This is a genomic window from Pseudomonas alkylphenolica (genome assembly GCF_004025535.1).
GTDB classification, from domain to species: domain Bacteria; phylum Pseudomonadota; class Gammaproteobacteria; order Pseudomonadales; family Pseudomonadaceae; genus Aquipseudomonas; species Aquipseudomonas alkylphenolica_A.
The window spans coordinates 118,891-145,111 of sequence record NZ_QJRG01000038.1; the positions used below are offsets into that span (position 1 = coordinate 118,891).

General features: G+C 61.4%; 27 protein-coding genes. 11 read left to right on the forward strand and 16 right to left on the reverse strand.

Annotated features, from left to right (window positions below):
• The first annotated feature begins 66 nt into the window (after window positions 1–66).
• Window positions 67–615 (forward strand): tetratricopeptide repeat protein, encoded by a 549-nt coding sequence (locus DM813_RS09000; protein ID WP_128323073.1) that lies wholly within the window; start codon window positions 67–69, stop codon window positions 613–615.
• Between the two features lie 8 nt (window positions 616–623).
• On the opposite strand, the gene DM813_RS09005 is transcribed toward DM813_RS09000, so the two are convergent.
• Window positions 624–950 carry a DUF1820 family protein gene (locus DM813_RS09005; RefSeq protein ID WP_038606593.1) on the reverse strand — a complete coding sequence of 109 codons (327 nt, stop codon included), beginning with the start codon at window positions 948–950 and terminating at the stop codon, window positions 624–626.
• Window positions 951–1,079: 129 nt separating this feature from the next.
• Here DM813_RS09005 and miaB point away from each other — a divergent pair, with 129 nt between their 5' ends.
• The 5 genes from miaB to lnt all read left to right on the forward strand — a co-directional run bounded on the left by miaB (window position 1,080) and on the right by lnt (window position 6,393).
• Window positions 1,080–2,408, forward strand: coding sequence for a tRNA (N6-isopentenyl adenosine(37)-C2)-methylthiotransferase MiaB (gene miaB / locus DM813_RS09010; protein ID WP_128323074.1), 1,329 nt, complete (start codon window positions 1,080–1,082; stop codon window positions 2,406–2,408).
• Between the two features lie 123 nt (window positions 2,409–2,531).
• Window positions 2,532–3,533 (forward strand): PhoH family protein, encoded by a 1,002-nt coding sequence (locus DM813_RS09015; RefSeq protein WP_128323075.1) that lies wholly within the window; start codon window positions 2,532–2,534, stop codon window positions 3,531–3,533.
• Entirely contained in the window at window positions 3,526–3,999 is a 474-nt protein-coding gene (gene ybeY, locus DM813_RS09020) for an rRNA maturation RNase YbeY (RefSeq protein ID WP_128323076.1), read from the forward strand. Before DM813_RS09015 ends, ybeY begins: the two co-directional genes overlap by 8 nt.
• A 28-nt stretch (window positions 4,000–4,027) precedes the next feature.
• Window positions 4,028–4,867, forward strand: a complete 840-nt coding sequence (locus DM813_RS09025; protein ID WP_028944390.1) for an HlyC/CorC family transporter — start codon at window positions 4,028–4,030, stop codon at window positions 4,865–4,867.
• Window positions 4,868–4,875: 8 nt separating this feature from the next.
• Window positions 4,876–6,393, forward strand: coding sequence for an apolipoprotein N-acyltransferase (gene lnt, locus DM813_RS09030; RefSeq protein WP_128323077.1), 1,518 nt, complete (start codon window positions 4,876–4,878; stop codon window positions 6,391–6,393).
• Here lnt and DM813_RS09035 read toward each other — a convergent pair.
• Together DM813_RS09035 and DM813_RS28625 are read right to left on the reverse strand one after the other, a co-directional pair.
• On the reverse strand, window positions 6,390–7,151 hold the full coding sequence (locus tag DM813_RS09035; RefSeq protein WP_128323078.1) for a YdcF family protein: 762 nt from the start codon (window positions 7,149–7,151) through the stop codon (window positions 6,390–6,392). The genes lnt and DM813_RS09035 overlap by 4 nt on opposite strands.
• A 120-nt stretch (window positions 7,152–7,271) precedes the next feature.
• Entirely contained in the window at window positions 7,272–7,589 is a 318-nt protein-coding gene (locus tag DM813_RS28625; protein ID WP_128323079.1) for a hypothetical protein, read from the reverse strand.
• Between the two features lie 238 nt (window positions 7,590–7,827).
• Between DM813_RS28625 and leuS the strand changes: the two genes are divergently transcribed.
• The 5 genes from leuS to DM813_RS09065 all read left to right on the forward strand — a co-directional run bounded on the left by leuS (window position 7,828) and on the right by DM813_RS09065 (window position 13,810).
• Complete coding sequence (gene leuS / locus DM813_RS09045) at window positions 7,828–10,434, forward strand: leucine--tRNA ligase (protein WP_128323080.1); 2,607 nt, start codon at window positions 7,828–7,830, stop codon at window positions 10,432–10,434.
• 65 nt (window positions 10,435–10,499) lie between these two features.
• Window positions 10,500–11,108, forward strand: coding sequence for an LPS assembly lipoprotein LptE (gene lptE, locus DM813_RS09050; protein WP_128323081.1), 609 nt, complete (start codon window positions 10,500–10,502; stop codon window positions 11,106–11,108).
• A gap of 36 nt (window positions 11,109–11,144) precedes the next feature.
• Window positions 11,145–12,182 carry a DNA polymerase III subunit delta gene (gene holA / locus DM813_RS09055; RefSeq protein ID WP_128323082.1) on the forward strand — a complete coding sequence of 346 codons (1,038 nt, stop codon included), beginning with the start codon at window positions 11,145–11,147 and terminating at the stop codon, window positions 12,180–12,182.
• A gap of 85 nt (window positions 12,183–12,267) precedes the next feature.
• Window positions 12,268–12,432 carry an alternative ribosome rescue factor ArfA gene (gene arfA, locus DM813_RS09060; protein ID WP_128323083.1) on the forward strand — a complete coding sequence of 55 codons (165 nt, stop codon included), beginning with the start codon at window positions 12,268–12,270 and terminating at the stop codon, window positions 12,430–12,432.
• 61 nt (window positions 12,433–12,493) lie between these two features.
• On the forward strand, window positions 12,494–13,810 hold the full coding sequence (locus DM813_RS09065) for a lytic murein transglycosylase (protein WP_128323084.1): 1,317 nt from the start codon (window positions 12,494–12,496) through the stop codon (window positions 13,808–13,810).
• A gap of 30 nt (window positions 13,811–13,840) precedes the next feature.
• Here the strand turns inward: DM813_RS09065 and DM813_RS09070 are convergent, their stop codons facing one another.
• The 13 genes from DM813_RS09070 to DM813_RS09130 form a co-directional block, all read right to left on the reverse strand.
• A complete protein-coding gene (locus DM813_RS09070) occupies window positions 13,841–14,800 on the reverse strand; it encodes a S66 peptidase family protein (RefSeq protein WP_128323085.1) in 960 nt (319 codons plus the stop codon).
• 134 nt (window positions 14,801–14,934) lie between these two features.
• On the reverse strand, window positions 14,935–15,933 hold the full coding sequence (gene lipA, locus DM813_RS09075) for a lipoyl synthase (protein ID WP_010222903.1): 999 nt from the start codon (window positions 15,931–15,933) through the stop codon (window positions 14,935–14,937).
• A 2-nt stretch (window positions 15,934–15,935) separates the two neighbouring features.
• The gene (lipB, locus tag DM813_RS09080; RefSeq protein ID WP_128323086.1) at window positions 15,936–16,583 is read right to left on the reverse strand and encodes a lipoyl(octanoyl) transferase LipB; all 648 of its coding nucleotides are present in this window, start codon (window positions 16,581–16,583) and stop codon (window positions 15,936–15,938) included.
• A complete protein-coding gene (locus DM813_RS09085; RefSeq protein ID WP_128323087.1) occupies window positions 16,583–16,855 on the reverse strand; it encodes a DUF493 domain-containing protein in 273 nt (90 codons plus the stop codon). The genes lipB and DM813_RS09085 overlap by 1 nt, the downstream gene beginning before the upstream one ends.
• Window positions 16,856–16,931: 76 nt before the next feature.
• Window positions 16,932–18,092, reverse strand: a complete 1,161-nt coding sequence (locus DM813_RS09090; protein ID WP_128323088.1) for a D-alanyl-D-alanine carboxypeptidase family protein — start codon at window positions 18,090–18,092, stop codon at window positions 16,932–16,934.
• A 134-nt stretch (window positions 18,093–18,226) separates the two neighbouring features.
• On the reverse strand, window positions 18,227–19,225 hold the full coding sequence (locus DM813_RS09095; RefSeq protein WP_128323089.1) for a septal ring lytic transglycosylase RlpA family protein: 999 nt from the start codon (window positions 19,223–19,225) through the stop codon (window positions 18,227–18,229).
• A complete protein-coding gene (gene mltB, locus DM813_RS09100) occupies window positions 19,225–20,235 on the reverse strand; it encodes a lytic murein transglycosylase B (RefSeq protein ID WP_128323090.1) in 1,011 nt (336 codons plus the stop codon). The genes DM813_RS09095 and mltB overlap by 1 nt, the downstream gene beginning before the upstream one ends.
• 17 nt (window positions 20,236–20,252) lie before the next feature.
• Window positions 20,253–21,356 carry a rod shape-determining protein RodA gene (gene rodA / locus DM813_RS09105; protein WP_164897225.1) on the reverse strand — a complete coding sequence of 368 codons (1,104 nt, stop codon included), beginning with the start codon at window positions 21,354–21,356 and terminating at the stop codon, window positions 20,253–20,255.
• Between the two features lie 38 nt (window positions 21,357–21,394).
• On the reverse strand, window positions 21,395–23,284 hold the full coding sequence (gene mrdA / locus DM813_RS09110; protein ID WP_128323092.1) for a penicillin-binding protein 2: 1,890 nt from the start codon (window positions 23,282–23,284) through the stop codon (window positions 21,395–21,397).
• 16 nt (window positions 23,285–23,300) lie between these two features.
• Window positions 23,301–23,768: a 23S rRNA (pseudouridine(1915)-N(3))-methyltransferase RlmH gene (rlmH, locus tag DM813_RS09115; RefSeq protein ID WP_010222895.1), complete on the reverse strand. Its 468-nt coding sequence runs from the start codon at window positions 23,766–23,768 to the stop codon at window positions 23,301–23,303.
• Between the two features lie 9 nt (window positions 23,769–23,777).
• On the reverse strand, window positions 23,778–24,206 hold the full coding sequence (gene rsfS / locus DM813_RS09120; RefSeq protein ID WP_128323093.1) for a ribosome silencing factor: 429 nt from the start codon (window positions 24,204–24,206) through the stop codon (window positions 23,778–23,780).
• Window positions 24,207–24,251: 45 nt separating this feature from the next.
• Window positions 24,252–24,908: a nicotinate-nucleotide adenylyltransferase gene (gene nadD / locus DM813_RS09125; protein ID WP_128323188.1), complete on the reverse strand. Its 657-nt coding sequence runs from the start codon at window positions 24,906–24,908 to the stop codon at window positions 24,252–24,254.
• 31 nt (window positions 24,909–24,939) lie between these two features.
• Entirely contained in the window at window positions 24,940–26,211 is a 1,272-nt protein-coding gene (locus tag DM813_RS09130) for a glutamate-5-semialdehyde dehydrogenase (RefSeq protein ID WP_128323094.1), read from the reverse strand.
• Between the last annotated feature and the right edge of the window lie 10 nt (window positions 26,212–26,221).

Sequence of the window (26,221 nt, forward strand, 5' to 3'; positions counted from 1 at the left end):
GCTGCTTATCCCATAATGTGCCACCAGACACTTTGGCCGCAGCTTTGCAGAGGTAAGTCGATCCCCATGAACCGCACCGGCCGCGCCCTTGCCCTGGGCTGCCTGTTGCTTCTTCAGCCCCTGCTGGCCTTGGCAGGCGGTAACTCGTTGCTGATTCCGGCAACGGGCCGCTGCACCCTCAATTCCCAGCCAGAAGACCTGCCCCAGGCCCTGGCGGCGTGCCAGCAGGCTGCGCAAAGCGGCGATGCACAAGCTCAATACGAGCTGGGTGAGTTCTACTATGAAGGCACCAATACCCCACGGGACCTCAAGCAGGCCCTGAGCTACTTCGAGCAGGCCTCGCTGCAAGGCCACGCCCAGGCCCAGTACCGTTTGGGAACCATGTTCTTCAAGGGTGAAGGGGTTGCAGCCAACAATGTGCAGGCCTACATCGTGCTGAAGATGGCCGCGGTCAACGGCGCCGAAGACGCGCTGGACCTGGCTGATGAGGTGTCTGAGCAGATGCCGCGGGAAGATCTGGAAGTGGCCACCCAGGTATTGGGACAAATCTTCCGCAAATACCTGCTGGAGCTGCAAACAGCCGAAGGCCGTACGCCGTTCTCGCCACTCCCCTGAGTCTGCGCTTACTTTTCCGGCATTGGCATCGGAAACGGCATCACGTTGCTGACACCGCGCGCTTCACTGATTTTCGGCGTACCCAGACGCTCTACTTCATCGATACGCACAATCGAGTGCATGGGCACGAAGCTGCGTACCACGCCTTCGAATTGCGCCTTGAGCTTTTCTTCGCTCGGATCGACCACCACCTGGGTGCGCTCACCAAAAACAAATTCTTCAATTTCAAGAAAGCCCCACAGATCGCTTTGGTAGATCTGCTTGGCGTACATCTCGAACACCTGACCCTGGTTGAGAAAGATCACTTTGTAGATAGGCGCTTCGCGTTTGGTCATTTCGGCGGGAACAATCACAGGTTGTAAAGATGGCGCAAACTATAACATAGCCCCCAGACCGACAACGCTAGGATCAACCGCCCCGCCCCCCTATAATGCGCGGTTATTCGAATTACCTGATGATCTCCCATGGCCAAGAAGCTTTACATCGAAACCCACGGCTGCCAGATGAACGAGTACGACAGCTCGCGCATGGTCGACCTGCTGGGCGAACATCAAGCCCTGGAGGTCACTGCTCGTGCCGAAGATGCCGACGTGATCCTGCTTAATACCTGCTCAATCCGCGAGCGCGCCCAGGACCGGGTTTACTCCCAGCTGGGTCGCTGGCGCGAATTGAAAGACATGAACCCGGACATGGTCATCGCTGTCGGTGGTTGCGTGGCCAGCCAGGAAGGCGAGTCGATCCGCAAGCGCGCGCCTTATGTCGATGTGGTATTCGGTCCGCAAACGCTGCACCGGCTGCCAGAAATGATCGATGCCGCACGCACCACACGCCTGCCTCAGGTTGACGTGTCGTTTCCGGAAATCGAGAAGTTCGACCATCTGCCGGAACCGCGTATCGATGGGCCGACCGCCTATGTTTCGGTCATGGAAGGCTGCAGCAAGTACTGCACCTTCTGCGTGGTGCCCTACACCCGCGGTGAAGAAGTCAGCCGACCGTTCGACGATGTGCTGTCCGAAGTCATTCACCTGGCTGAAAACGGTGTGCGTGAAATCACCCTTCTGGGGCAGAACGTCAACGGCTATCGCGGCCAGACCCACGACGGCCGACTGGCGGACCTCGCCGAGCTGATCCGCGTAGTGGCAGCCGTCGATGGTATCGACCGCATCCGCTATACCACCTCGCACCCGCTGGAATTTTCCGACAGCCTGATCCAGGCCCACGCCGAGGTCCCCGAGCTGGTCAAACACCTGCACCTGCCCGTGCAGTCGGGCTCCGACCGCGTGCTGGCCGCGATGAAGCGCAACCACACCGTGCTCGAGTACAAGTCCAAGCTGCGCAAGCTCAAGGCCGCCGTGCCGGGCATCTGCATCAGCTCCGACTTCATCATCGGTTTCCCGGGGGAAACCGAGAAAGACTTCGAGCAAACCATGAAGCTGGTGGCCGACGTCGGTTTCGACTTCTCCTATTCCTTCGTCTACAGCCAGCGCCCGGGCACACCGGCCGCCGACCTGCCCGACGACACCCCGGAAGAGGTGAAAAAGGAGCGGCTCAAGGCCTTGCAGCATCGCCTCGACACCCAGGGCTTCGAGATCAGCCGACAAATGGTCGGGACGATCCAGCGCATCCTGGTCACCGATTATTCACGGCGCGACCCCGGCCAGTTGCAGGGCCGCACCGAGAATAACCGTATCGTCAACTTCCGCTGCGACAATCCGAAACTGATCGGCCAGTTCGTCGACATCCATATTGACGACGCACGCCCGCATTCGCTGTTCGGCTCGCTGGCGCAGTGACCTGTCCAACCGGGCCGCAACAGTGGCCCGGCGACCCTTGATCGTTTCAGCGCTTTCGCCCTGCAGCGGCTAGGGTTATCCTTGAGTCCATATCCATTGCCGTCGGGCGGCTGAAAAACAACCTTGAACGCACCCATAGAACCTCATCGTTTCATCCTCGAGCCCTTCGAGGCCCATCGCTTCGCCAACCTGTGCGGGCAGTTCGACGAGCACTTGCGCCTGATCGAACAGCGCCTGGCCATCGAAATCCGCAATCGCGGCAATCAATTCGAACTGATCGGCGAACCCAGGCACACCTCCTCTGCCGAGCAACTGCTGCGCCGTCTCTACCGTGAGACCAAGGCCACCGAGCTGTCGCCGGAAATGGTCCACCTGTTCCTGCAGGAGTCGGCGGTCCAGGAGCTGGAAAATCCCGCAGTCAACGAAGTCAGTGTTTCCCTGCGCACGCGCAAGGGTATGATTCGTCCGCGCGGCCTGAACCAGCAGCGCTACGTGAAGGAGATTCTCGGCAACGACATCAACTTCGGCATCGGTCCGGCCGGTACCGGCAAGACCTACCTCGCCGTCGCCTGCGCTGTCGATGCCCTGGAACGCGAACAGGTGCGGCGCATTCTGTTGGTGCGACCGGCGGTCGAAGCGGGCGAAAAGCTCGGCTTCCTGCCCGGTGACCTGGCACAGAAAATCGACCCGTACCTGCGCCCGCTGTACGACGCCCTGTACGAGATGCTCGGCTTTGAACACGTGGCCAAGCTGATCGAGCGCCAGGTGATCGAGATCGCCCCGCTGGCGTACATGCGCGGTCGCACACTGAACAACAGCTTCATCATTCTCGATGAAAGCCAGAACACCACGGTCGAACAGATGAAAATGTTCCTGACCCGTATCGGCTTCGGTTCCACCGCAGTGATCACCGGCGACATCACCCAGGTCGATCTGCCACGCGGCACGAAGTCGGGCCTGGCACACGTGATCGAAGTACTCAAGGATGTACCGGGTATCAGCTTTACCCACTTCCTGCCCAAAGACGTGGTCCGCCATCCTTTGGTGCAGCGCATCGTCGAAGCTTACGAGCGCTTCGAAAACCGCCCTGTGGATAACAGCGAAGGCAAAAAACGCGATGCTTGAGCTCGATCTACAGCTGGCAAGCGATGCCCCGCACCCCGACGAACAACAGTTCCGCCGCTGGTGTGAGCTGGCCCTGCGCCACCGCACAGCCGACTCGGAAATGACCATCCGTCTGGTGGATGAAGCCGAAGGCCGTGAACTCAATCACACCTATAGGCACAAGGACTACGCCACTAACGTGTTGTCCTTCCCCGCCGATGTTCCTGACGACATGCTCGACATCCCGTTGCTGGGCGACCTGGTGATCTGTATCGCTGTGGTCGAGCGCGAGGCAGCCGAACAGGGCAAGTCGCTGGAAGCCCATTGGGCCCACCTGGTGATTCACGGCTGCCTGCACCTGCTGGGCTACGACCACATCGAAGACGATGAGGCCGAAGAAATGGAAGCACTGGAACGAGAGTTGCTTGCAGAACTGGGTCATCCGGACCCTTATGCCGACGACGAATTCGAAGCACCCCAACACTGAAATCTGCAAAGGATCACGAGTAACCGCCATGAGCGAAGATCGATCGAGCAACGGGCAAAAGTCCTGGCTGGGCAAACTGACCCAAGCTTTTGCCCACGAGCCGAAAAACCGTCAGGAGCTGCTTGAGCTGCTGCGCGAAGCCCATCAGAACAAGCTGCTCGACAGCGAGGCGCTGACCATTGTCGAAGGCGCCATTCAGGTGGCCGACCTGCAAGTACGTGACATCATGGTCCCGCGCTCGCAAATGATCAGCATCAAGGCCACGCAGTCGCCACGCGAATTCCTGCCGGCGGTGATCGACGCCGCGCACTCGCGCTACCCGGTGGTAGGTGAAAGCCACGACGACGTGCTGGGTGTGTTGCTGGCAAAAGACCTGTTGCCGCTGATCCTCAAGGAGAACGGTGACAGCTTCAACATCAAGGACCTGCTGCGCCCGGCCACCTTCGTGCCCGAGTCCAAGCGACTGAACGTGCTGCTGCGCGAGTTTCGCGCCAACCACAACCACATGGCCATCGTCATCGACGAATACGGCGGCGTGGCGGGCCTGGTGACCATCGAAGACGTGCTGGAGCAGATCGTCGGCGACATCGAGGACGAACACGACGTCGAGGAAGACAGCTACATCAAACCGCTGCCAAGCGGTGACTTCCTGATCAAGGCGCTGACCCCGATCGAGAACTTCAACGAGTTCTTCGACAGCCAGTTCTCCGACGATGAGTTCGACACCGTTGGCGGCCTGGTCATGAGCGCGTTCGGCCATCTGCCCAAGCGTAACGAGACTACCGAGATCGGTCCGTACCGTTTCCGCATTCTCAATGCCGACAGCCGCCGGATCCATTTGCTGCGACTGACCCCTATCACCCGTTAAGGACAACCATGCGCTGGATCACCCGCCCCGGCTGGCCCGGTAACCTGCTGGCCGTGGCGGCCGGTGCACTCACCACTCTGGCCCTCGCGCCATTCGACATCTGGCCACTGGCACTGCTGGCGGCCGGCCTGTTCTACCTCGGTCTGCGCGACCTCAGCCCACGCCAGGCCCTGGGGCGCGGCTGGTGCTTTGGTTTTGGCCTGTACGCCGCCGGCACCAGCTGGATCTACGTCAGCATCAATACCTATGGCGGTGCCACGCCCTTGCTGGCGACCGGCTTGCTGGTTGCGTTTTTTGCTGCCATTGCCTGGTTCTTCGCCCTGCCGGCCTGGGTCTGGGCGCGCTGGCTACGCCGCAATGAAGCGCCATTGGCCGACGCCCTGTGCTTTGCCGCCCTGTGGGTCGGCCAGGAAGCTTTCCGTGGCTGGTTCCTCACCGGCTTCCCCTGGCTGTACTCCGGTTACAGCCAGCTTGATGGCCCGCTGTCTGGCCTGGCCCCAGTCGGCGGCATGTGGCTGATTTCCTTCTGCCTGGCATTGTCTGCGGCGCTGCTATGCAACCTGCCGCGCCTGCGTGCGCGCACCTCGTTCCTGGCAGTGGCCATCGTTCTGTTGATTGCCCCGTGGGCGCTGGGCCTGGCGCTCAAGCACCATGCCTGGACCGAACCGGCCGGCAAACCACTGACAGTGGCGGCCTTGCAAGGCAACGTCGAACAGGAGATGAAGTGGAATCCTGCACACGTCAATGCCCAGCTGGCCCTGTACCGGGACATGAGCTTCAGCTCAAAACCCGTTGACCTGCTGGTGTGGCCGGAAACAGCGGTGCCGATCCTCAAGGACCAGGCGCAAGGCTACCTGGACATGATGGGCAACTTCGCCGGCGAACGTCATTCGGCACTGATTACCGGCTTGCCGGTGCGCGAAGTGGTGCATGGCCAGCGTCGTTACTACAACGGCATTACCGTGACCGGCGAAGGCGATGGCACCTACCTCAAGCAAAAGCTGGTGCCGTTTGGCGAGTACGTCCCGCTGCAGGACATGCTCCGTGGCCTGATTGCCTTCTTCGACCTGCCCATGTCGGACTTTGCCCGCGGCCCCGCGGACCAGACATTGCTGCAGGCCAAGGGTTATCAGATTGCCCCGTACATCTGCTACGAAGTGGTCTACCCGGAGTTCGCCGCAAGCCTGGCAGCGCGTAGCGAGCTGCTCCTGACCATCAGCAACGACACCTGGTTCGGCACCTCGATCGGCCCCCTGCAGCACTTGCAGATGGCCCAGATGCGGGCACTGGAAGCCGGGCGCTGGATGATTCGTGCCACCAACAATGGCGTTACCGGCCTGATCGACCCGTTCGGGCGCATCACCGCACAGATCCCGCAGTTCGAGCGCGGCATTCTCTACGGTGAAGTGGTGCCCATGCAGCAGCTCACGCCGTACCTGCAATGGCGCTCCTGGCCGTTGCTGATTGTCTGCGTGCTGTTGTTCGGCTGGGCCCTGCTGGCCAGCCGGATCGCCAAGACCGTTTAATAGAACAAGCGGTAACCGAGCAGGCCAACGGCTTCATTGAGCAGTTGGCCACTCTGCCAGATAGACTTGCTTTCCGGTAACCAGCCGCCAAATGGCCGGGCATGCTCGCGCCCCAGAAAGCCGACTGGCGCCGGCACCACTTCAAATCCCGCCTGTTCAAAGCTCCAGCGCGAGCGCTGCATGTGCCAGGCCTGGGTAACCACCACCACGCGCTTGATGCCCAGCGGCTGCAGGATTTCGGCGCTCATCCGGGCGTTTTCCCAGGTCGTGCGGCTGCGCTCCTCCTTCCAGCGCACACTGACGCCCAGGTCACGCTGCAACGCATCAGCCATCAATTGCGCCTCGCTGGGCGGGGTACCGTAGTGCAGCCCGCCACTGGTCAGCAGCGGCAATCCCGAGGCCTTTGCCAGTTGCGCGGCATAGCGCATGCGCTCCATGGCCACCCCTGTGGGTTGGTCTGCAAGTCCCCAAGCAGGGTCTCCCCGCTCACGCCCTGCGCCAAGGATGACAATGGCATCGGCCTGCTGCGCCAGCTGCGCCCAATGCGCCGGGTTCAAAGCGGGCTCGGTCTCCAGAGCGCGTGCCGAACGCTCGACGACAACCGGCAGGCTCATCAGCCACAGGCCACCGAGCCCCAGCACAAAGCAGCCAGCGGACAAGCGCGGCCAGGAGCGCCGCAGCCACCAGGCAGCGATAAGCAACAGGAACAGGACGCCAGGCGGGAGCAGCAATTGTTTGATGAGATAGCGAACAGGCACGGGACACCTCCATGGAGGTGGCCAGCCTAAGAGGATCGGCACCTGGCAACAATAGCCAGGCGCCGATCATCCGGTTTTTCAAGGGGACGCACTCCGCTTTGCGTCTGGGGGTCCGAACGGCTACTTGAATCGCAGCGTCCTGGATTTTGCCCGGGTAGTGGAGCGCTTTTGGTCCTTGAGCCAGACTACACTGGCTGAAGGGGTTGGCTCCGGTGATAGCTGTGCGCCAGCGCATCCATGCCTGCCCTCTGGTAGAGAATCCAGATAGGCCTTGATCACATCGAACTCTGCGCGGCTCAGGCCCCGCAGTTCCAATTCAGCAGGCACTTCATCGCGTAACCGAACAGACGTCCTGGCGACTTCCAGGGCGAGCCCCAGACGATCGATCAGCCGTTCGTAAAGCTCAGGTTTCGTTACTTGTTGCTGCGACTCTCCCATCCGTTCACCTCATTGAAGATAAAATATCTCCCCCCAAATGTGAGCTTAGCGCCACTCACAAAAGCAGCCGGACCCAGCGACCAACGGCCCGCAGCAGCTCTACCGGTGCAATCAGGGTTTCCCTCGATGGACAGGGGTCATGTATGCTAGGCCGTTCACCATTTCGACACCGGATTGCCGATGCAGCGGTTTTCCCGCTGCCTGGATAAGGTCTCTCATCTCTAAGCGCAAAGTAGCCATGCACGAACTCTATCAGCCCCGTGAAATCGAAGCCGCCGCCCAGTCCTTCTGGGACGAGCAAAAGTCCTTTGAAGTCAGTGAACAACTAGGCAAGGAGTCTTACTACTGCCTATCGATGTTCCCGTACCCGAGCGGCAAGCTACACATGGGCCACGTGCGCAACTACACCATCGGCGACGTGATCGCCCGCTACCAGCGCATGCAGGGCAAGAATGTCCTGCAACCAATGGGTTGGGACGCCTTCGGCATGCCGGCCGAAAACGCCGCGATGAAAAACAATGTCGCGCCGGCCAAGTGGACCTACGAAAACATCGAGTACATGAAGACCCAGCTCAAGAGCCTGGGCCTGGCCTTCGACTGGTCGCGTGAAGTCACCACCTGCAAGCCGGACTACTACCGCTGGGAACAGTGGCTGTTCACCCGCCTGTTCGAAAAAGGCGTGATCTACCGTAAAAACGGTACAGTGAACTGGGACCCGGCCGACCAGACCGTACTGGCCAACGAGCAGGTCATCGACGGCCGCGGCTGGCGTTCGGGCGCGCTGATCGAGAAGCGCGAAATTCCGATGTACTACTTCAAGATCACCGACTATGCCGACGAGCTGCTGGAAAGCCTCGACGAGCTGCCGGGCTGGCCTGAACAGGTCAAGACCATGCAGCGCAACTGGATCGGCAAGTCCCGTGGCATGGAAGTACAGTTCCCCTTCGACCAGGCCAGCATTGGCCACGCCGGAGCACTGAAAGTCTTCACCACCCGTCCGGACACCCTGATGGGCGCCACTTACGTGGCCGTTGCCGCCGAGCACCCGCTGGCCACCCAGGCCGCCCAGGGCAACCCCGAGCTGCAAGCGTTCATTGATGAATGCAAGAGCGGCAGCGTCGCCGAAGCCGACGTTGCCACCCAGGAGAAAAAAGGCCTGGCCACTTCGCTGTTCGTGCTGCACCCACTGACCGGCGAAAAACTGCCGGTATGGGTCGCCAACTACGTACTGATGCACTACGGCGATGGCGCAGTAATGGCTGTTCCGGCGCACGACGAGCGCGATTTCGAATTCGCCAAGAAGTACAACCTGCCGTTCAAGGCCGTGGTGCGTACCAGCCTGGGCGACGAAGTCGCTGCCGAGTGGGACCCTGCCTGTGGCGAACACGGCGTGCTGATCAATTCCGGTGAGTTTGACGGCCTGGACTTCCCGGGTGCGTTCGACGCCATGGAAGTCGCCCTGATCAAGAAAGACCTGGGCAAATCCCGCACCCAGTTCCGCCTGCGCGACTGGGGCATCAGCCGTCAGCGCTACTGGGGCTGCCCGATCCCGATCATCCACTGCCCTTCCTGCGGCGACGTGCCGGTGCCTGAAGACCAGCTGCCGGTCAAGCTGCCTGAGGATGTGGTGCCGGACGGCGCAGGCTCGCCATTGGCCCGCATGCCTGAGTTCTACGAGTGCACCTGCCCTAAATGTGGCACGGCAGCCAAGCGCGAAACCGACACCATGGACACCTTCGTCGAGTCGTCCTGGTACTTCGCCCGTTACGCCTCGCCGAACTACGAGGGTGGCCTGGTCGATCCGAAAGCGGCCAACCACTGGCTGCCGGTCGATCAGTACATTGGCGGTATCGAACACGCCATCTTGCACCTGCTTTACGCGCGCTTCTTCCACAAGCTGATGCGTGACGAAGGCCTGGTGACCTCCAACGAGCCGTTCAAGAACCTGCTGACCCAGGGCATGGTGGTTGCCGAAACCTACTACCGCGTTGCCAGCAACGGTGGCAAGGACTGGTTCAACCCGGCCGACGTCGAAGTCGAGCGTGATGCCAAGGCCAAGATCATCGGCGCCCGCCTGAAAACCGACGGCTTGCCGGTCGAGATCGGCGGCACCGAAAAGATGTCCAAGTCGAAAAACAACGGCGTTGACCCGCAGGCCATGATCGAAGCCTACGGCGCCGACACCTGCCGCCTTTTCATGATGTTCGCCTCGCCGCCCGACATGAGCCTGGAATGGTCCGACTCCGGCGTTGAGGGTGCCAACCGCTTCCTGCGTCGCGTCTGGCGCCTGGCTCAGGCCCACATCAGCCAGGGTCTGCCGGGCAAGCTCGACATTGCCGCGCTGGATGATGCACAGAAGGTGGTCCGTCGCTCCATTCACGCGGCCATCAAACAGGCCAGCACCGATGTCGGCCAGTTCCACAAGTTCAACACCGCCATCGCCCAGGTGATGACCCTGATGAACGTGCTGGAGAAAGCCCCGCAAGCCAGCGAACAAGACCGCGCCCTGCTGCAGGAGGGCCTGGAAACGGTCGCCCTGCTCCTCGCGCCGATCACCCCGCACATCAGCCACGAGCTGTGGCATCGCCTGGGCCACCAGGGTGCCGTTATCGACGCCGGTTGGCCTGCAGTAGACGAAAGCGCCCTGGTTCAGGACAGCATCGTGCTGGTCATCCAGGTCAACGGCAAGCTGCGCGGCCAGATTGAAATGCCGGCGGGAGCCAGCCGTGAAGACGTCGAAGCCGCGGCCCGCAGCAACGAAAACGTGCTGCGCTTCACCGAAGGCCTGAGCATCCGCAAGGTCATCGTGGTACCGGGCAAGCTGGTCAACATCGTCGCCAACTGAAAGGATTACCGGCCCGCCTGAACAGCGGGCCGGTACACAGAATCGGCCCACAAGGGAGCAACAAGATGATCAAACGCAATCTGCTGGTAATGGGCCTGGCTGTGATGCTCAGTGCCTGCGGTTTCCAGCTGCGTGGTACCGGCACCAACGAAATGTCGATCAAGGAACTGGACCTGAGCGCACGCAACGCCTACGGCGAAACCGTGACCCAGATGCGCCAGGCCCTGCAAAGCAGCGGCGTCAACGTACATGCCGGCGCACCGTACGAGCTGGTCCTGACCAGCGAAGTCGAGACCCAGCGTGCCGCCACCTACGCAGGCGGCTCCGGACGCTCCGCCGAGTACGAGCTGACCACCGTGCTGAACTACAGCATCAATGGCCTCAACAGTGCCAACCTGCTGAACGACAAGATCGAAGTCCGTCAGGTCTACGTGTATGACGGCAACAACATTACCGGCTCCACCCAGAGCGCCCTGCAAACCCGTAATGAAATGCGCCGCAACCTGGTGCAGAACATGATGGTACGTCTGCAACTGCTGACTCCGGCGCAACTCGAGCAACTGCAACTCAAAGCCGACGAGCGTGCCAAAGCCGAAGCCCAGGCCCAGGAAGCGGCCCGCCGCGCCCAGGACGAAACGCCTCAGCAGTCGCCTCTGCAACTGCCAATCCAGTGAGATTGAACGGGGCACTTCGGTGCCCCGTCTGCCCCTATGAAACTCACTCCTGCCCAGCTTAACAAACACCTGCAAGGCAGCCTTGCGCCGGTCTATGTGATCAGTGGCGATGATCCGCTACTGTGCCAGGAGGCCGCCGATGCTGTGCGCGCCGCCGCCCGCCAGCAAGGTTTCGACGAACGTCAGGTGTTCAGTGCCGATGCCAACTTCGACTGGGGCACCTTGCTCCAGGCCGGTGCCAGCCTGTCACTGTTTGCCCAGCGCCGCCTTCTGGAGTTGCGCTTGCCCTCCGGCAAACCCGGTGACAAGGGCGCCGCAGCGCTGATCGAATACTGCTCGCGCCCCGCCGAAGACACCCTGCTGCTGATCAGCTTGCCCAAGCTCGATGGCAGTGCGCAGAAAACCAAGTGGGGCAAGGCGCTGATCGAGGGCCAGGATGTCCAGTTCATCCAGATCTGGCCCGTCGACGCCCAGCAGTTGCCACAGTGGATCAACCAGCGCCTGTCGCAGGCGGGACTGTCTGCCCAGCGCGATGCGGTGGACCTGATCGCCGCCCGGGTTGAAGGCAACCTGTTGGCCGCAGCCCAGGAAATAGAGAAGCTCAAGCTGCTGGCCGAAGGCAATCAGATTACGCTTGAAACCGTGCAGGCGGCAGTTGCCGACAGCGCGCGTTTTGACGTGTTTGGTCTGGTCGATGCCATTCTCAACGGCGAGGCCGCTCACGCCCTGCGCATGCTCGAAGGCCTGCGCGGCGAAGGCGTCGAACCACCGGTCATTCTCTGGGCCCTGGCCCGTGAACTGCGGGTACTGGCGGGGCTTGCCCAGCAATACAGCCAGGGCGTGCCGCTGGACAAGGCTTTCAGCCAGGCCAGGCCACCGGTCTGGGACAAGCGCAAACCCCTGATGAGCAAAGCCCTGCAGCGCCTTTCGGCGCAGCGATGGAGCCAACTGTTGCAGGATGCCCAGCGCATCGATGCGCAGATCAAGGGCCAGGCCCAAGGCTCGCCCTGGACCAGCCTCGCGCGGTTGACGCTGTTGATGGCCGGCCAACGTCTGCCTCTGCCGGCGGAGTGACACAGGGGCGTGTGCCCACTGGCTTGCCAGCGATGGGTTGAGCGCCTATATTGCGCCGCAACCCCACCCAGCAGGACACCCTGTCATGAGCAAGAAACCCGCAAAGCACGGGCCCAACAAGGCCAAGTCAATTATCGCCCAACCCCTGTTCCGCAGCCGCCAGGAGCGCGCAGGTAAAGGCAAAGGCAGCTACCGCCGCGAAGCCTTCCAATCGAGAGATTGGGAGGCTTCTTACTTTTTGGCTGCATAAAAGCAAGATTCCGACAGGCATGGTATGGTCGACACCTGACCTGTAATACCTGGACCTGTGCATGCCCTTTTGTCTTTCCCATCGTTGGCAACCACGCCAGCTGATTGCTGCCTCCAGCCTCATCCTGCTTGTCGCCTGCGCGGAAAAGCCTACTGCTGCCGATGCGCTGCCGCTGGCACCTGCCCAGCCCGCTCCGGTCGTGACCGTGCCCAACCCCGCTGTCGACCCCAGCACCGAAATCCAGCCCCTGCAGTCCTTTGCCCAATGGCAGGCGGGTTTTCGCCAGCAAGCGCTGCAAGCCGGCATCAACGCCACGACCTTCGACCGCGCATTCTTTGACGTCACCCCCGACATGGATGTGATCAAGGCCGACCGCAGCCAGCCTGAATTCACCCGCCCGGTGTGGGAATACCTCGACGGCGCGTTGTCGCCAGTGCGCGTGCGCAATGGTAAAGCCCTGCTGGAAAAACATGCCGAGCTCCTGAGCCAGATCGAGCAACGTTATGGCGTCGATCGCGATGTGCTGGTCTCGGTATGGGGCATGGAAAGCAACTTTGGCCAGTTCCAGGGCAACAAGTCGGTCATTCGCTCCCTGGCCACCCTGGCCTATGAAGGCCGCCGCCCGGCCTTTGCCCAGGCTCAGCTGATCGCTGCCCTGCAGATCCTGCAACACGGCGATGTGCAGCCCGAAGCCATGAAAGGCTCCTGGGCCGGCGCCATGGGCCAGACCCAGTTCATTCCCACGACCTACAACACCCATGCCGTGGACTTCGACGGCGACGGTCGCCGGGACATCTGGAACAGCTCCGCCGACGCCTTGGCGTCCACCGCCCACTACCTGCAAAGCTCCGGCTGGAAACGCGGCGAGCCCTGGGGTTTTGAAGTGCAACTGGCACCAGGCTTCGACTACTGGCTGGCCGATGGCGCTCAGCGCAAGACGGTGTCCGAATGGATGCAAATGGGCCTGAAGCTGCCCGTTGGCGTTCGCCTGCCCGCCGGTAGCGAACAGCTTTCCGCCGCCCTGCTGCTGCCAGCCGGTTACCGCGGCCCAGCGTTCCTGGTGCTGGATAACTTCCGCGCCATCCTCAAGTACAACAACTCGTCGTCGTATGCGATGGCGGTGGGCCTGCTTAGCGAGCGTTTCTATGGTTCGGGCTACATTGCCGGCGCCTGGCCCAAAGATGACCTGCCGCTGAGCCGCAGCGAGCGCGTCGAGTTGCAGACGCTGCTGAGCGCCAAAAACTACGATGCCGGGGCGGCCGACGGCATCATCGGTGCCAACACCCGCAAGGCCATCCGTACCGCGCAACAGGCCTTGGGCTGGCCGGCCGATGGTTATCCAACCCACAAGTTGCTGGACAGCCTGCGCCAGCGCTAAATGAAAACGCCCCTGATCAGGGGCGTTTTTTTATCCGCAGAAAATATCCTGCTGCAGTGTCAGGCATCGGGTGTCGGCGTCCAGATGCACCTGCGCGCCCAGCGGCAAGGTGATGTTGGGGTCGCAATGACCGCTACGCCAGCCGGCCAGCACCGGGATCTGCAAAGGTTCGAACATTTCCCGCAATAGCGGCGTCAGCGCCTGCACCGTCAGCCCGGCAAAATCGCCGACCAGCACACCCCGCAGCCCCTGGAACTTGCCGACGAGGCGTAAATGCGTCAGCAGGCGGTCAATGCGGTACAAGGGCTCGTTAACATCTTCGATGAACAGAATGCCGTCCTGGCAGTGCACTTCTGCCGAGGTTCCCAGGGTTGCGCAGAGCATCGCCAGGTTACCGCCCACCAAACGCCCTGAGGCGGCGCCAGGCACGATAGTGGCCAGCGGGTAGGCCTGTGGATGTTGCAAGACGTCACCGGCCCGCAGACGCCCGCTGAGGAGCTCGAACAACGAAGAAAGCGTTGGTTCCTGCTTACTGGCCAGCAACTCGGACTTGAGCATCGCCCCATGAAAGGTCACGAACCCCGCTTGACGGGCAATTGCGTTGTGCAACGCGGTGATATCGCTGTAGCCGACAAAGGGTTTTGGGTGGCTGCGTAACAGCGCAGCGTCCAGACCATCCAGCAGGCGCATGCTGCCGTAGCCGCCGCGCAAGCAGATGATCGCATCGACATCCGGGGCCGCAAACGCGGCATGCAGGTCGGCCAGCCGACAGGCATCGTCGCCGGCCAGGTAGCCCTGCTCCTCAAGCACTCCGGGATAGATACGGCACTGGTAGCCGCGCGCCTCAAACCACTGGATCGCCTTGAGCGTTTCCAGCTGACCGGGCCCGGCCGGCGCGATGATGGCGATACGCCCGCCTCGCGACAGTGCCTTGGGCAACATCGACGCCCCCCTGGACAGCTCTGGCTGATGATCGAAAGGAAGGTTCATCCAGACGGCTCCTTGTTTGGACATGAGCATCAATCCTGGTGCGGTTGAAGGTCAAACGGCAGCGGGAAAAATGCCAGATACAAAAATGCCGATGCCGCCGGCAAGCGGGCATCGGCATTGATCACGACCAGGCGTCAGAGCTTGATCTTGGCCTCGTGTGCCTGCTGGTCAGCATGGTACGAGGAACGCACCAACGGACCGGAGGCGACGTTCTTGAAGCCCATTTTGTAGCCTTCTTCGGCGAACCAGGCGAAGGTGTCCGGGTGCACGAAGCGCTGTACTGGCAAGTGACTGCGCGATGGCTGCAGGTACTGGCCCAGTGTCAGCATGTCGATGTTGTGCTCGCGCATGCGGTGCATCACTTCGATCACTTCTTCGTCGGTTTCACCCAGGCCGAGCATCAGGCCCGACTTGGTCGGTACGTGCGGCACCAGTTCCTTGAACTTCTGCAGCAGGGTCAGCGACCACTGGTAGTCGGAGCCCGGGCGCGCAGCCTTGTACAGGCGCGGCACGGTTTCCAGGTTGTGGTTGAACACATCCGGCGGGGTCTCGGCGGTAATGGCCAGGGCCACATCCATCCGGCCGCGGTAGTCCGGGACCAGGGTCTCGAGCTGGACGCCCGGCGACAAGGCACGAATTTCACGAATGCAGTCGGCAAAGTGCTGGGCACCGCCGTCACGCAGGTCGTCACGGTCTACCGAGGTGATCACCACGTACTTCAGGCGCAGGTCGGCAATGGCGACGGCGAGGTTTTTTGGCTCGTCGACATCCAGTGGCTTCGGCCGGCCATGACCCACGTCACAGAACGGGCAACGACGGGTGCAGATGTCACCCATGATCATGAAGGTCGCGGTACCGCCGGAGAAGCACTCGCCCAGGTTCGGGCAGGACGCCTCTTCGCAGACGCTGTGCAGCTTGTGCTTGCGCAGCAGTTGCTTGATACGGTCGACTTCCGGCGAAACCGGGATGCGCACGCGGATCCAGTCAGGCTTCTTCGGCAGTTCGTCGGTAGGGATGATTTTTACCGGAATACGCGCGACTTTTTCCGCGCCACGCAGTTTGACACCCGCCTCGACCTTGGGCCGGGGCGCTGGTGTCACACTTTGCACTGGTTCTTGCACAACAGTAGTCATATTCAGAAAATTCCGCCCGTAAGGGTCGTCTGCTCAGCATAGTCGAGGTGCTTGACCAGCTGCCCGCGCAGCCTTGCCCTTACCTCAGAGAGTTCGATCGAGCCTGCCTGGTCGCGCAGCTGGGTCATGGCCAGCCCCGCATACCCGCAGGGGTTAATCCGGCGGAATGGCGCAAGGTCCATGTCCACGTTCAAGGCAAGGCCATGGAAAGAACAGCCATTGCGAATCCGCAGGCCGAGGGAGGCGATTTTGGCCCCATCGACATAGACGCCGGGGGCGTCGGCCTTGGCCGCCGCCACAACGTCATAACTGGCCAGCAACTCGATAAGGCAGCGTTCGATCCGGGACACCAGATCACGCACGCCAAACCCGAGCCGGCGTACATCCAGCAACAGGTAAGCCACCAGCTGGCCTGGGCCGTGGTAGGTCACCTGGCCGCCCCGGTCGGTCTGCACCACAGGAATATCGCCGGGCACCAACAGGTGCTCGGCCTTGCCCGCCTGGCCCTGGGTGAACACCGCCGGGTGCTCTACCAGCCAGATCTCGTCACCGGTTTGCGGGCCACGCTGGTCGGTAAACCGGCGCATGGCTTCGAGCACCGGCTCGTAAGGCAATAGTCCAAGGTCGCGAAAGCCGAGGCTTTTCGGCATCAGAGCACCATTTTCACGATGCCGGTAGCGCGCAGCGCGCTATTGATGTTGTGCAGCTGCTCTTCGCCGGTGGCGACGATGTGCAACTGAACGGTGGTGTACTTGCCTTCCTTGCTCTGACGCTCTGCCAGGGTCTTGAGATCAACCTCAGCGTATTTCTTGAGGATCTCGATCACCGTGTCCTTGAAATTGACCACGGTGTCGCCGATCACCTTGATCGGATAATCGGCGCAAGGGAATTCGATTTTGTGCGATTTGTCAGCTTCGGTCATGGCAATGACGGCCTCGTAAGCCGTGGCAACAACAACGCCCCCGCGTGAGTTGGCGGGGGCGTGGCAGGTCACGATATCAGTTGAACAGCCCGTAGAAGAATAGCCGAATGCTATCCCACACCCGGCCGAAGAAACCAGCTTCCTCGACTGCATCCAGCGCGATCAGATCAGCGCTGTGTACAACGTTGTCATCCAGTTTGACTTCCACTTTACCGATCACGTCACCTTTGGCGATAGGTGCGGTCAGTTGCGGGTTCATGGTCATGCTTGCCGCCAGCTTTTTCAATTGGCCTTTAGGCAAAGTCATGCTCAGGTCTTGAGCCAGGCCGGCTTTGACCTGGTTGCTGGCGCCCTTCCAGACTTGCGCCTGAGCCAGCTCGGTACCCTTCTGGTAGAAAGTCTGGGTTTCGAAGAAGCGGAAACCGTAGGTCAGCAGCTTCTGGGTTTCGGCAGCACGGGATTGCTCGCTGTTGGTACCGAAGACCACGGCGATCAGGCGCATGCCGTCCCGTACGGCCGAAGACACCATGCAGTAACCAGCTTCGTCGGTATGACCGGTTTTCAGGCCATCGACGGTCTTGTCGCGCCACAGCAGCAGGTTGCGGTTAGGCTGCTTGATATTGTTCCAGAAGAACTCTTTCTGCGAGTAGATCGCGTAGTGCGCAGGGTCTTCGTGGATGATCGCGCGTGCCAGTACGGCCATGTCGTGCGCCGAGGAGTAGTGCTCGGGGTTCGGCAGGCCGGTCGGGTTCATGAAGTGGCTGTTGCTCATGCCCAGATCGGCGGCGGTCTTGTTCATCATGTCGGCGAAGGCATCTTCGCTGCCGGCAATGTGCTCGGCCAGGGCGACACTGGCGTCGTTACCCGACTGGATGATGATGCCGTGCAGCAGGTCGCTGACGCTGACCTGGGTACCGACTTTGATGAACATGCGCGAACCACCGGTGCGCCAGGCGTTCTCGCTGACGGTTACCGGGTCGTTCTCACCGATCTGCCCGCGACGGATATCCAGGGTCGCGATGTAGGCGGTCATCAGCTTGGTCAGACTGGCCGGCGGCAGACGCTCGTCACCATTGTTCTCGACCAGGACATTACCGCTGGAAGCTTCCATGAGCACGTAGGACTTGGCTGCCAGTTGCGGCGGCGACGGCATCATCTGCTCTGCCGCGAAGGCGGCAGGGGTGATCATCAGCGGTACAAGCAGGCAAAGGCGTTTGGCAAAGGTGGTGATGTTCATCCGTCTCTCGAAATGGCTAATGGGCTCATGCCCTTATGGGCAAAACGTTTTCAGGCTCGCGGCCTTGCGAGCAAAACGGCCATTGTACATGGCTGTTCCGCCCGCTTGCATGACAAACCGACCAGTCCCCCCGGTCAGTCCGCCGTAACAACTTTCGGCTGGCCAAGATTGGCCAGGCGCACACTGTCCTGCATCTGCTGGGCTTCACCCTGGCTGTTGATCGGCCCCATGCGTACACGGTGCAAGGTTTGCTGATTGCGCACGATGGAGCTGATGAACACCGGCGCGCTGACCATGCCGCTGAGCTTGGAGCGCAGCAGCTCGGCCGCATCCGGGTTGGCGAAAGCGCCGACCTGCAAGTAAAGACCATTACTGGCCATGCCACTGTTGCTGGCGATCTGTACCGGCACAACGGCTGCGGCATGCTGTTGCGGTGGCGGTGTCCATTGCTCGACGGTGCCGGTGCTAGCCGACAGCGCCTGAGTCTGGGCCACCTGCGGCTGATCGAGCACCATCGGCGCCGGCTGGCCACGCTGGGCCCACCACTGTTTCGGGTCGATCCCTTCCACACGCACCCGCGCGGTACCGGTTTCGGCATACCCCAGTTTCTTCGCCGCCGCGTAGGACAAGTCAATAATGCGGTCCGAATAGAACGGGCCCCGATCGTTGACGCGCAGGATCACACTGCGATGGTTGTCCAGATTGGTAACTTTCACGTAGGCCGGCAGTGGCAGGGTCTTGTGCGCCGCGCTCATGCCATACAGGTCATAGACCTCGCCGTTGGCGGTGTTCTGACCATGAAACTTGGTGCCATACCACGACGCCGTGCCCTCGGCGCGGTAATTGCGCGAGTCCTGGATCGGGAAGTAGGTCTTGCCCAGCACGGTATAGGGGTTGGCTTTGTAGTTGCCGGTATGCACCGTGGGCGTGGCGTCGGGTATCTTCGAGACATCCACGTCCCACCAGGGCGCGCCGTCCTTGTGGGCACGGTTGATGTCCAGCCCGGGCTTGGCACGCACGACATTGTTGTTGCTTTGCTGCGCCGGGCGATTCGACGAGCAGCTGACCAGCATCAGGCCCAGGGCCGCACAGCCAATCAGTTTGAGAGATGCATCTGTAAACAATACGCGCATTACTTGGCGCCCCGTGCTTGAACCAGCAGGTCCGACAGCTGATATACCGCCATGGCGTACATCACACTGCGGTTGTAGCGAGTGATCGCGTAGAAGTTTTGCAGGCCCAGCCAGTATTCCGGGCCATTATCGCCTTCGAGCCGGAAAGCGGTGACCGGCAGATCATCGCGCAGCGCATCATGACTTGACCAGCCCAATGCCCGCAACTCCCCGACCGTCTTGACTGCGTCAATACCGGGGCTCAACCCTTCGTCGATGCGCTCGCCAGTGGCGGTGGCACGGCTGACCACTTGTCCACCCGCTACCCAGCCATGACGCTTGAAGTAGCTGGCGACACTGCCGATGGCGTCGTCCGGATTGTTCCAGATGTTGATGTGGCCATCACCATCAAAGTCCACGGCATAGGCGCGAAAGCTGCTGGGCATGAACTGTGGCAGACCCATGGCGCCGGCATAGGAGCCCTTGAGTGTCAGCGGGTCAACCTGCTCTTCACGTGCCAGCAGGAGGTACTCGCGCAGCTCCTTGCGGAAGAACTCGGCACGTGGCGGATAATCGAAGCCCAGGGTCGAAAGCGCATCGATCACCCGATAGTTGCCGGTATTGCGGCCAAAAAAGGTCTCAACACCGATGATCGACACGATCACCTGCGCCGGTACACCGTACTCCTGCTCGGCACGGGCCAGGGTTGCCTCGTGCTGGCGCCAGAAATCCACGCCACGGGCCACCCGGGCATCGGTGAGGAACATCGGCCGATAGTCTTTCCAGGGCTTCACACGTTCGGCCGGCCGGGAAATCGCATCGAGGATCGACTGTTTACGCTGAACGTCGCGAAACACCTCCATCAATTGCTCATCGGCAAAGCCGTAATCGCGGGTCATCTCACCGACGAACTCGGCCACCTGCGGCGAACCGTCATAGTCCCCGGCGGTCGCTTGCTGAACACCACCGAGCAGACCGATCAGGCCGACCCAAGGCGCGCAACGAGCGGCCCAGCCACGCATTGCTTGCATGTAATTCTTCACCTTATTCAAACTTGCGCAATCCATTTGCGATGCGTATGGATCGACATTAATACGCCAAACGCTGACAGCAGCGTCACCAACGAAGTTCCGCCATAGCTAATGAAGGGCAGCGGCACGCCCACTACAGGCAACAAGCCGCTGACCATACCGATGTTGACGAACACATAAACGAAGAACGTCATGGTCAAGCTGCCTGCCAGCAGCTTGCCGTAAAGCGTCTGGGCCTGGGCGGTAATCACCAGGCCACGGCCGATCAGCAGCAGGTAGATCAACAGCAAGGCGCAGATACCGACCAGGCCGAACTCCTCGCCCATCACGGCGATGATGAAGTCGGTATGGCTTTCCGGAAGAAAGTCCAGGTGCGACTGGGTACCCAGCAACCAGCCTTTGCCAAACACACCGCCAGAGCCGATGGCCGCCTTGGACTGGATGATGTTCCAGCCGGTGCCGAGCGGATCGCTTTCCGGGTCGAGGAAGGTCAGTACCCGCTGCTTCTGGTAGTCGTGCATGACGAAGAACCACATGGCCACGGCCACCGGCACCGCAGCGGCAATCACACTGAGGATCCAGCGCCAGCGCAAGCCACCCATGAACAGCACAAAGGCGCCCGATGCCAGGATCAGCAGCGCGGTACCCAGGTCGGGCTGGCGCACGATCAGGATGAACGGCACGCCAATCATGATCAGGCTGATCATCACATGCTTGAGGTTGGGCGGCAGGGAGCGCTTGGCCAGGTACCAGGCAATGGTCGCCGGCATGATGATTTTCATGAACTCAGAGGGCTGGAAGCGTATGACCCCAGGGATATTGATCCAGCGCGTGGCACCCATGGCGTTGTGCCCCATGACATCCACCACCACCAACAGGATCACCCCGAAGATGTACGCCACCGGCACCCAGCGCGCCATGAATCGCGGCTCAAGCTGGGCGATGACGAACATCGACACCAGGCCGATACCGAAAGAACTGGCCTGCTTGAGCAGCAGGTCCCAGTTCTTGCCGCTGGCCGAATAGAGCACGAACAGGCTGCCGGCCGCGAGGGTCAGTAGCAAAATCAGCAAAGGGCCGTCGATATGGATGCGCTGCAAGAAGCTGGCGCGACGGCGCATCACATCCTCACTGGAGAGCATGCGATCGAAATTACTCATCACGGGGCAGATTCCTGCGCAATGGACGGGTTAGCGAATTCGGGCTTGAGATGGCCATCCGGGCCGAGCAGCCAGGCGTCCATTACCTGACGCACTACAGGTGCGGCGACACCAGAGCCGGACTCGCCGTTCTCGACCATCACCGACACCACGATCTTCGGGTTGTCGGCCGGGGCGAAACCGACAAACAAGGCGTGGTCGCGATGGCGTTCCTGCAGCTTGTTGCGGTCGTACTTCTCACCCTGTTTGATCGCTACTACCTGAGCCGTACCACTCTTGCCGGCAATCCGGTACTGCGCACCGATCGAGGCCTTGCGCGCGGTACCGCGAGCACCGTGCATCACCTGCTCCATGCCATGGGTGACCTTGTTCCAGTCGGACTTGTCGCGCAGAACGATGTCGTCGATCGGGTTCTCATCCACCGGCGGCAGGCCTTCGATGGTCTTGGCCAGGTGCGGACGGTTCCACTTGCCCTTGTTGGCGATCAGCGCAGTGGCCTGTGCCAGCTGCAGCGGCGTGGCCTGCATGTAGCCCTGGCCGATACCCAGAATCAGGGTTTCACCCGGGAACCAGGCCTGGCGGCGGGTCGCGCGCTTCCATTCACGTGACGGCATCAGCCCCGGCGACTCCTCGAACATGTCCAGCGACACCTTCTGGCCGATACCGAAGCGGTTCATGTAGGTAGACAGGCGATCGATGCCCATCTTATGCGCCAGGTCGTAGAAGTAGGTGTCGTTGGAACGCATGATCGCCGTATCGAGGTCGACCCAGCCATCACCGGTGCGGTTCCAGTTACGGTACTTGTGGTCGTAGTTGGGCAGTTGGTAGTAGCCCGGGTCGAACACCCGGCTCGATGCCGTCACTACGCCACTGTCCAGACCGGCAATCGCCACCGCCGGCTTGATCGTCGAACCCGGTGGATACAAGCCACGCAGCACGCGGTTGAACAGCGGCCGGTCGATCGAATCACGCAATTCGGCATAGGCCTTGAAGCTGATGCCGGTCACAAACAGGTTCGGGTCGAAGCTCGGCTGACTGACCATTGCCAGCACTTCACCGGTATTCGGATCAAGCGCAACGATGGCACCACGGCGCCCGGCCAGTGCTGCTTCGGCCGCTTCCTGCAACTTGATGTCGAGACTCAGGACGATGTCCTTGCCAGGAATCGGGTCGGTACGCTTGAGCACACGCAGCACCCGGCCACGGGCGTTGGTCTCGACCTCTTCATAGCCCACCTGGCCATGCAGTTCCGGCTCGTAGAAGCGCTCGATACCGGTTTTGCCGATATGGTGGGTACCGCTGTAGTTGACCGGGTCGAGGGTCTTGAGCTCTTTCTCGTTGATCCGCCCGACGTAACCGACCGAGTGCGCAAAATGCGCGCCCTGCGGGTAATGCCGCACCAGCTGGGCAACCACCTCCACCCCGGGCAGGCGGAACTGGTTCACCGCGATCCGGGCGATCTGCTCTTCGGTCAGCTCGAACAGGATCGGCACCGGCTCGAATGGCCGGCGCCCCTGGCGCATGCGTTTCTCGAACAGGGTACGGTCATCCGGCGTCAGCTCGAGCACTTCGACGATCACATCGAGTACTTGCTGCCAGTCGCCCGAGCGCTCACGGGTCATGCTCAAACTGAAACTTGGCCGGTTATCGGCGATGATCACGCCATTACGGTCAAAAATCAGCCCGCGGGTCGGTGGAATCGGCTGCACGTGCACCCGGTTGTTTTCCGACAGGGTGGAGTGATACTCGTACTGGATCACTTGCAGGTAGTACAGGCGAGCGATCAGCACGCAGATCAGCAGGACGATCGCCACGGCACCGACCACGACGCGACTGCGCACCAAACGGGCGTCTTTCTCGTGATCCTTGAGGCGAATCGGCTGCGTCATTGAAAGGCTTACAGGTTCATTTGTGGTAAGGGTGCCCGGACAACACGGTCCAGGCGCGGTACAGCTGTTCGCCGATCAGTATCCTTACCAACGGGTGTGGCAGCGTCAGCGGCGACAGCGACCAACGCTGCTCCGCACGCGCGCAGACTTCCGGCGCCAGCCCTTCGGGGCCGCCGACCATGAAGTTCACGGTACGCGAGTCCAGCCGCCAGCGGTCCAGTTCGACCGCCAGTTGCTCGGTACTCCAGGGCTTGCCATGGACCTCCAGGGTGACAATCCGTTCCCCTGGCTGGACCTTGGCGAGCATGGCCTCGCCCTCCTGACGGATCAGGCGGGCGACATCGGCATTCTTGCCCCGGGTGTTGAGCGGAATCTCCACCAGCTCCAGCGACAGCTCCGAGGGCAGGCGCTTGGCATATTCATGCCAGCCGTCCTCGACCCACTTGGGCATGCGCGAGCCGACCGCGATCAGACGCAGACGCACAAGCCTTCCTTATTCCCGGTCTTTGAGGTTCGCCGAGTAGGCGTGGTCGTTTTCCGGGCTGTGGTGCTTGCCATCGGCGGCGCGGCTCTGCTCGGCACCCATCCACAGACGCTCGAGGTCGTAGAACTGACGGGCAGCGGCAGTCATCATGTGCACGATGACGTCGTTGAGGTCGAGCAGCACCCAGTCGCTATCGCCCTTGCCTTCTTCGCCCAGCGGCTGAACGCCCTTGGCCTTGACCTGCTCACGGACCTTTTCCAGCATCGCGCTGATCTGGCGGTTGGAGGTACCGGTAGCGATGATCATGTAGTCGGTGAGGCTGTGCTTTTCACGCACGTCGATCACCTGGATGTCCTGGGCCTTCACTTCTGCCAGGGCGTCTTTGGTCAGTTCGACCAGTTCTTCGGCACTGACGGCACTGATTTTTTGCTTGGTCATATAAAACTCATTCAACTCTATAGTGTGAGGCGCTTCACAGCACCTTCAGTTCGGCGCACGGTACAGGTTGTGCGCATCGATGTAGGCCAGTACTGCGTCCGGCACCAGAAACCGCACCGACTTGCCGCTGGCCAGCAGCTGTCGGATCTGCGTGGCTGACACCGCAAGCGGGGTCTGCCAGACGAATGCAATATTTCCCGCCGGCCCTGCCAGGGCCTGCGGATCACTGACTGAACGGGCGGCCAGCAGGTTGCGCAGGGCATCCGGTGGCTCGACGTCGGCATCCGGGCGTTGCAGCACCAGGATGTGGCAGTGTTGCAGCAATTCTTCCCAACGGTGCCAACTGGGCAGGCCGCAAAATGCGTCCCAGCCCAGCAGCAGAAACAGCTGATCTGAAGCGGCCATTTCGGCGCGCATCAATTCAAGTGTCTCAATGGTATACGACGGTGTGTCGCGTGCCAGTTCGCGGGCATCCACCGACAGCATCGGCACTCCCGCCACCGCGCAGCGAACCATCTCCAGACGGTCCTGGGCCGACACTTGCGGCGTATCGCGATGCGGCGGACGCGCATTCGGCATCAGCCGCAGCTCGTCCAGCGTCAAGCCTTCGGCCACCTCAAGCGCGCTGCGCAGGTGACCGATGTGAATCGGGTCGAAGGTCCCGCCAAGCACGCCGACACGTCGGCCGGGCGACTTCGTCATGACGTGGGCGAGCGGTTTGCGCTCGGCCAAGTCAGATCGACTCCTGTCCGCGCAGTTGACCGTCGCCGATCACCACGTATTTTTCGCAGGTCAGGCCTTCGAGACCCACTGGGCCACGGGCATGCAGCTTATCGGTGGAAATACCGATTTCCGCCCCCAGGCCATACTCGAATCCGTCGGCAAAGCAGGTCGGCGTGTTGATCATGACCGACGACGAATCGACTTCGGCCGTGAACTGACGGGCCTGCCCCTGATGCTCGGTGACGATGGAGTCGGTATGGTGCGAGCCATAGTGGTTGATGTGCTCAATGGCCTGATCCAGGCCATCGACCACTCGAATCGACAAGATCGCTGCCAGGTATTCGGTGTTCCAGTCTTCTTCGGTCGCGGGCACCGCATCGATAATCTGCCGGGTGCGTTCGCAACCGCGCAGTTCGACGCCTTTTTCCCGAAATTGACGGGCCATTTCCGGCAAGAAGTCTGCAGCAACCGACTGATCGACCAGCAAGGTTTCCATCGCACCGCAAATGCCATAACGGTAGGTCTTGGCGTTAAAGGCAATGCGTCGGGCCTTGTCCAGCTCGGCGTGTGCAGCCACATAAACGTGGCAGATACCGTCCAGGTGCTTGATCACCGGCACCCGCGCATCACGGCTGATGCGCTCGATCAGGCCCTTGCCGCCACGCGGCACGATGACATCGACGTACTCAGGCATGCTGATCAGCGCACCGACCGCTTCGCGGTCCGTGGTCTCCACCACCTGCACAACCGCAGCCGGCAAACCGGCCTCAGCCAGACCGCGCTGGATGCAGGCAGCAATGGCACGATTGGAGTGAATGGCTTCGGAACCGCCGCGCAAAATGGTGGCATTGCCCGACTTCAGGCACAGGCTGGCAGCATCGATGGTCACGTTTGGCCGCGACTCGTAAATGATCCCGATCACGCCCAGCGGCACGCGCATCTTGCCTACCTGAATACCCGAAGGCCGGTAGCTCATGTCACGAATCGCACCGACCGGGTCTGGCAGACTTGCCACCTGACGCAAGCCGACGATCATGCCGTCGATGCGCGCTGGGGTCAGCGCCAGGCGCTCAAGCATGGCTGGCTCCAGGCCATTGGCGCGGCCTGCGGCCAAGTCCAGCTCGTTGGCGGCAGACAGCTCGGCGCGCGCGGCGTCCAGCGCGTTGGCGGCGGCCTGCAGGGCGCGGTTCTTCTGCGCGGTGCTGGCGCGGGCGATGACGCGGGCGGCCTCACGGGCTGCGCGACCCAAACGGGTCATGTAGTCAAGAACGGACTCAGTCATGGGCTCAGTG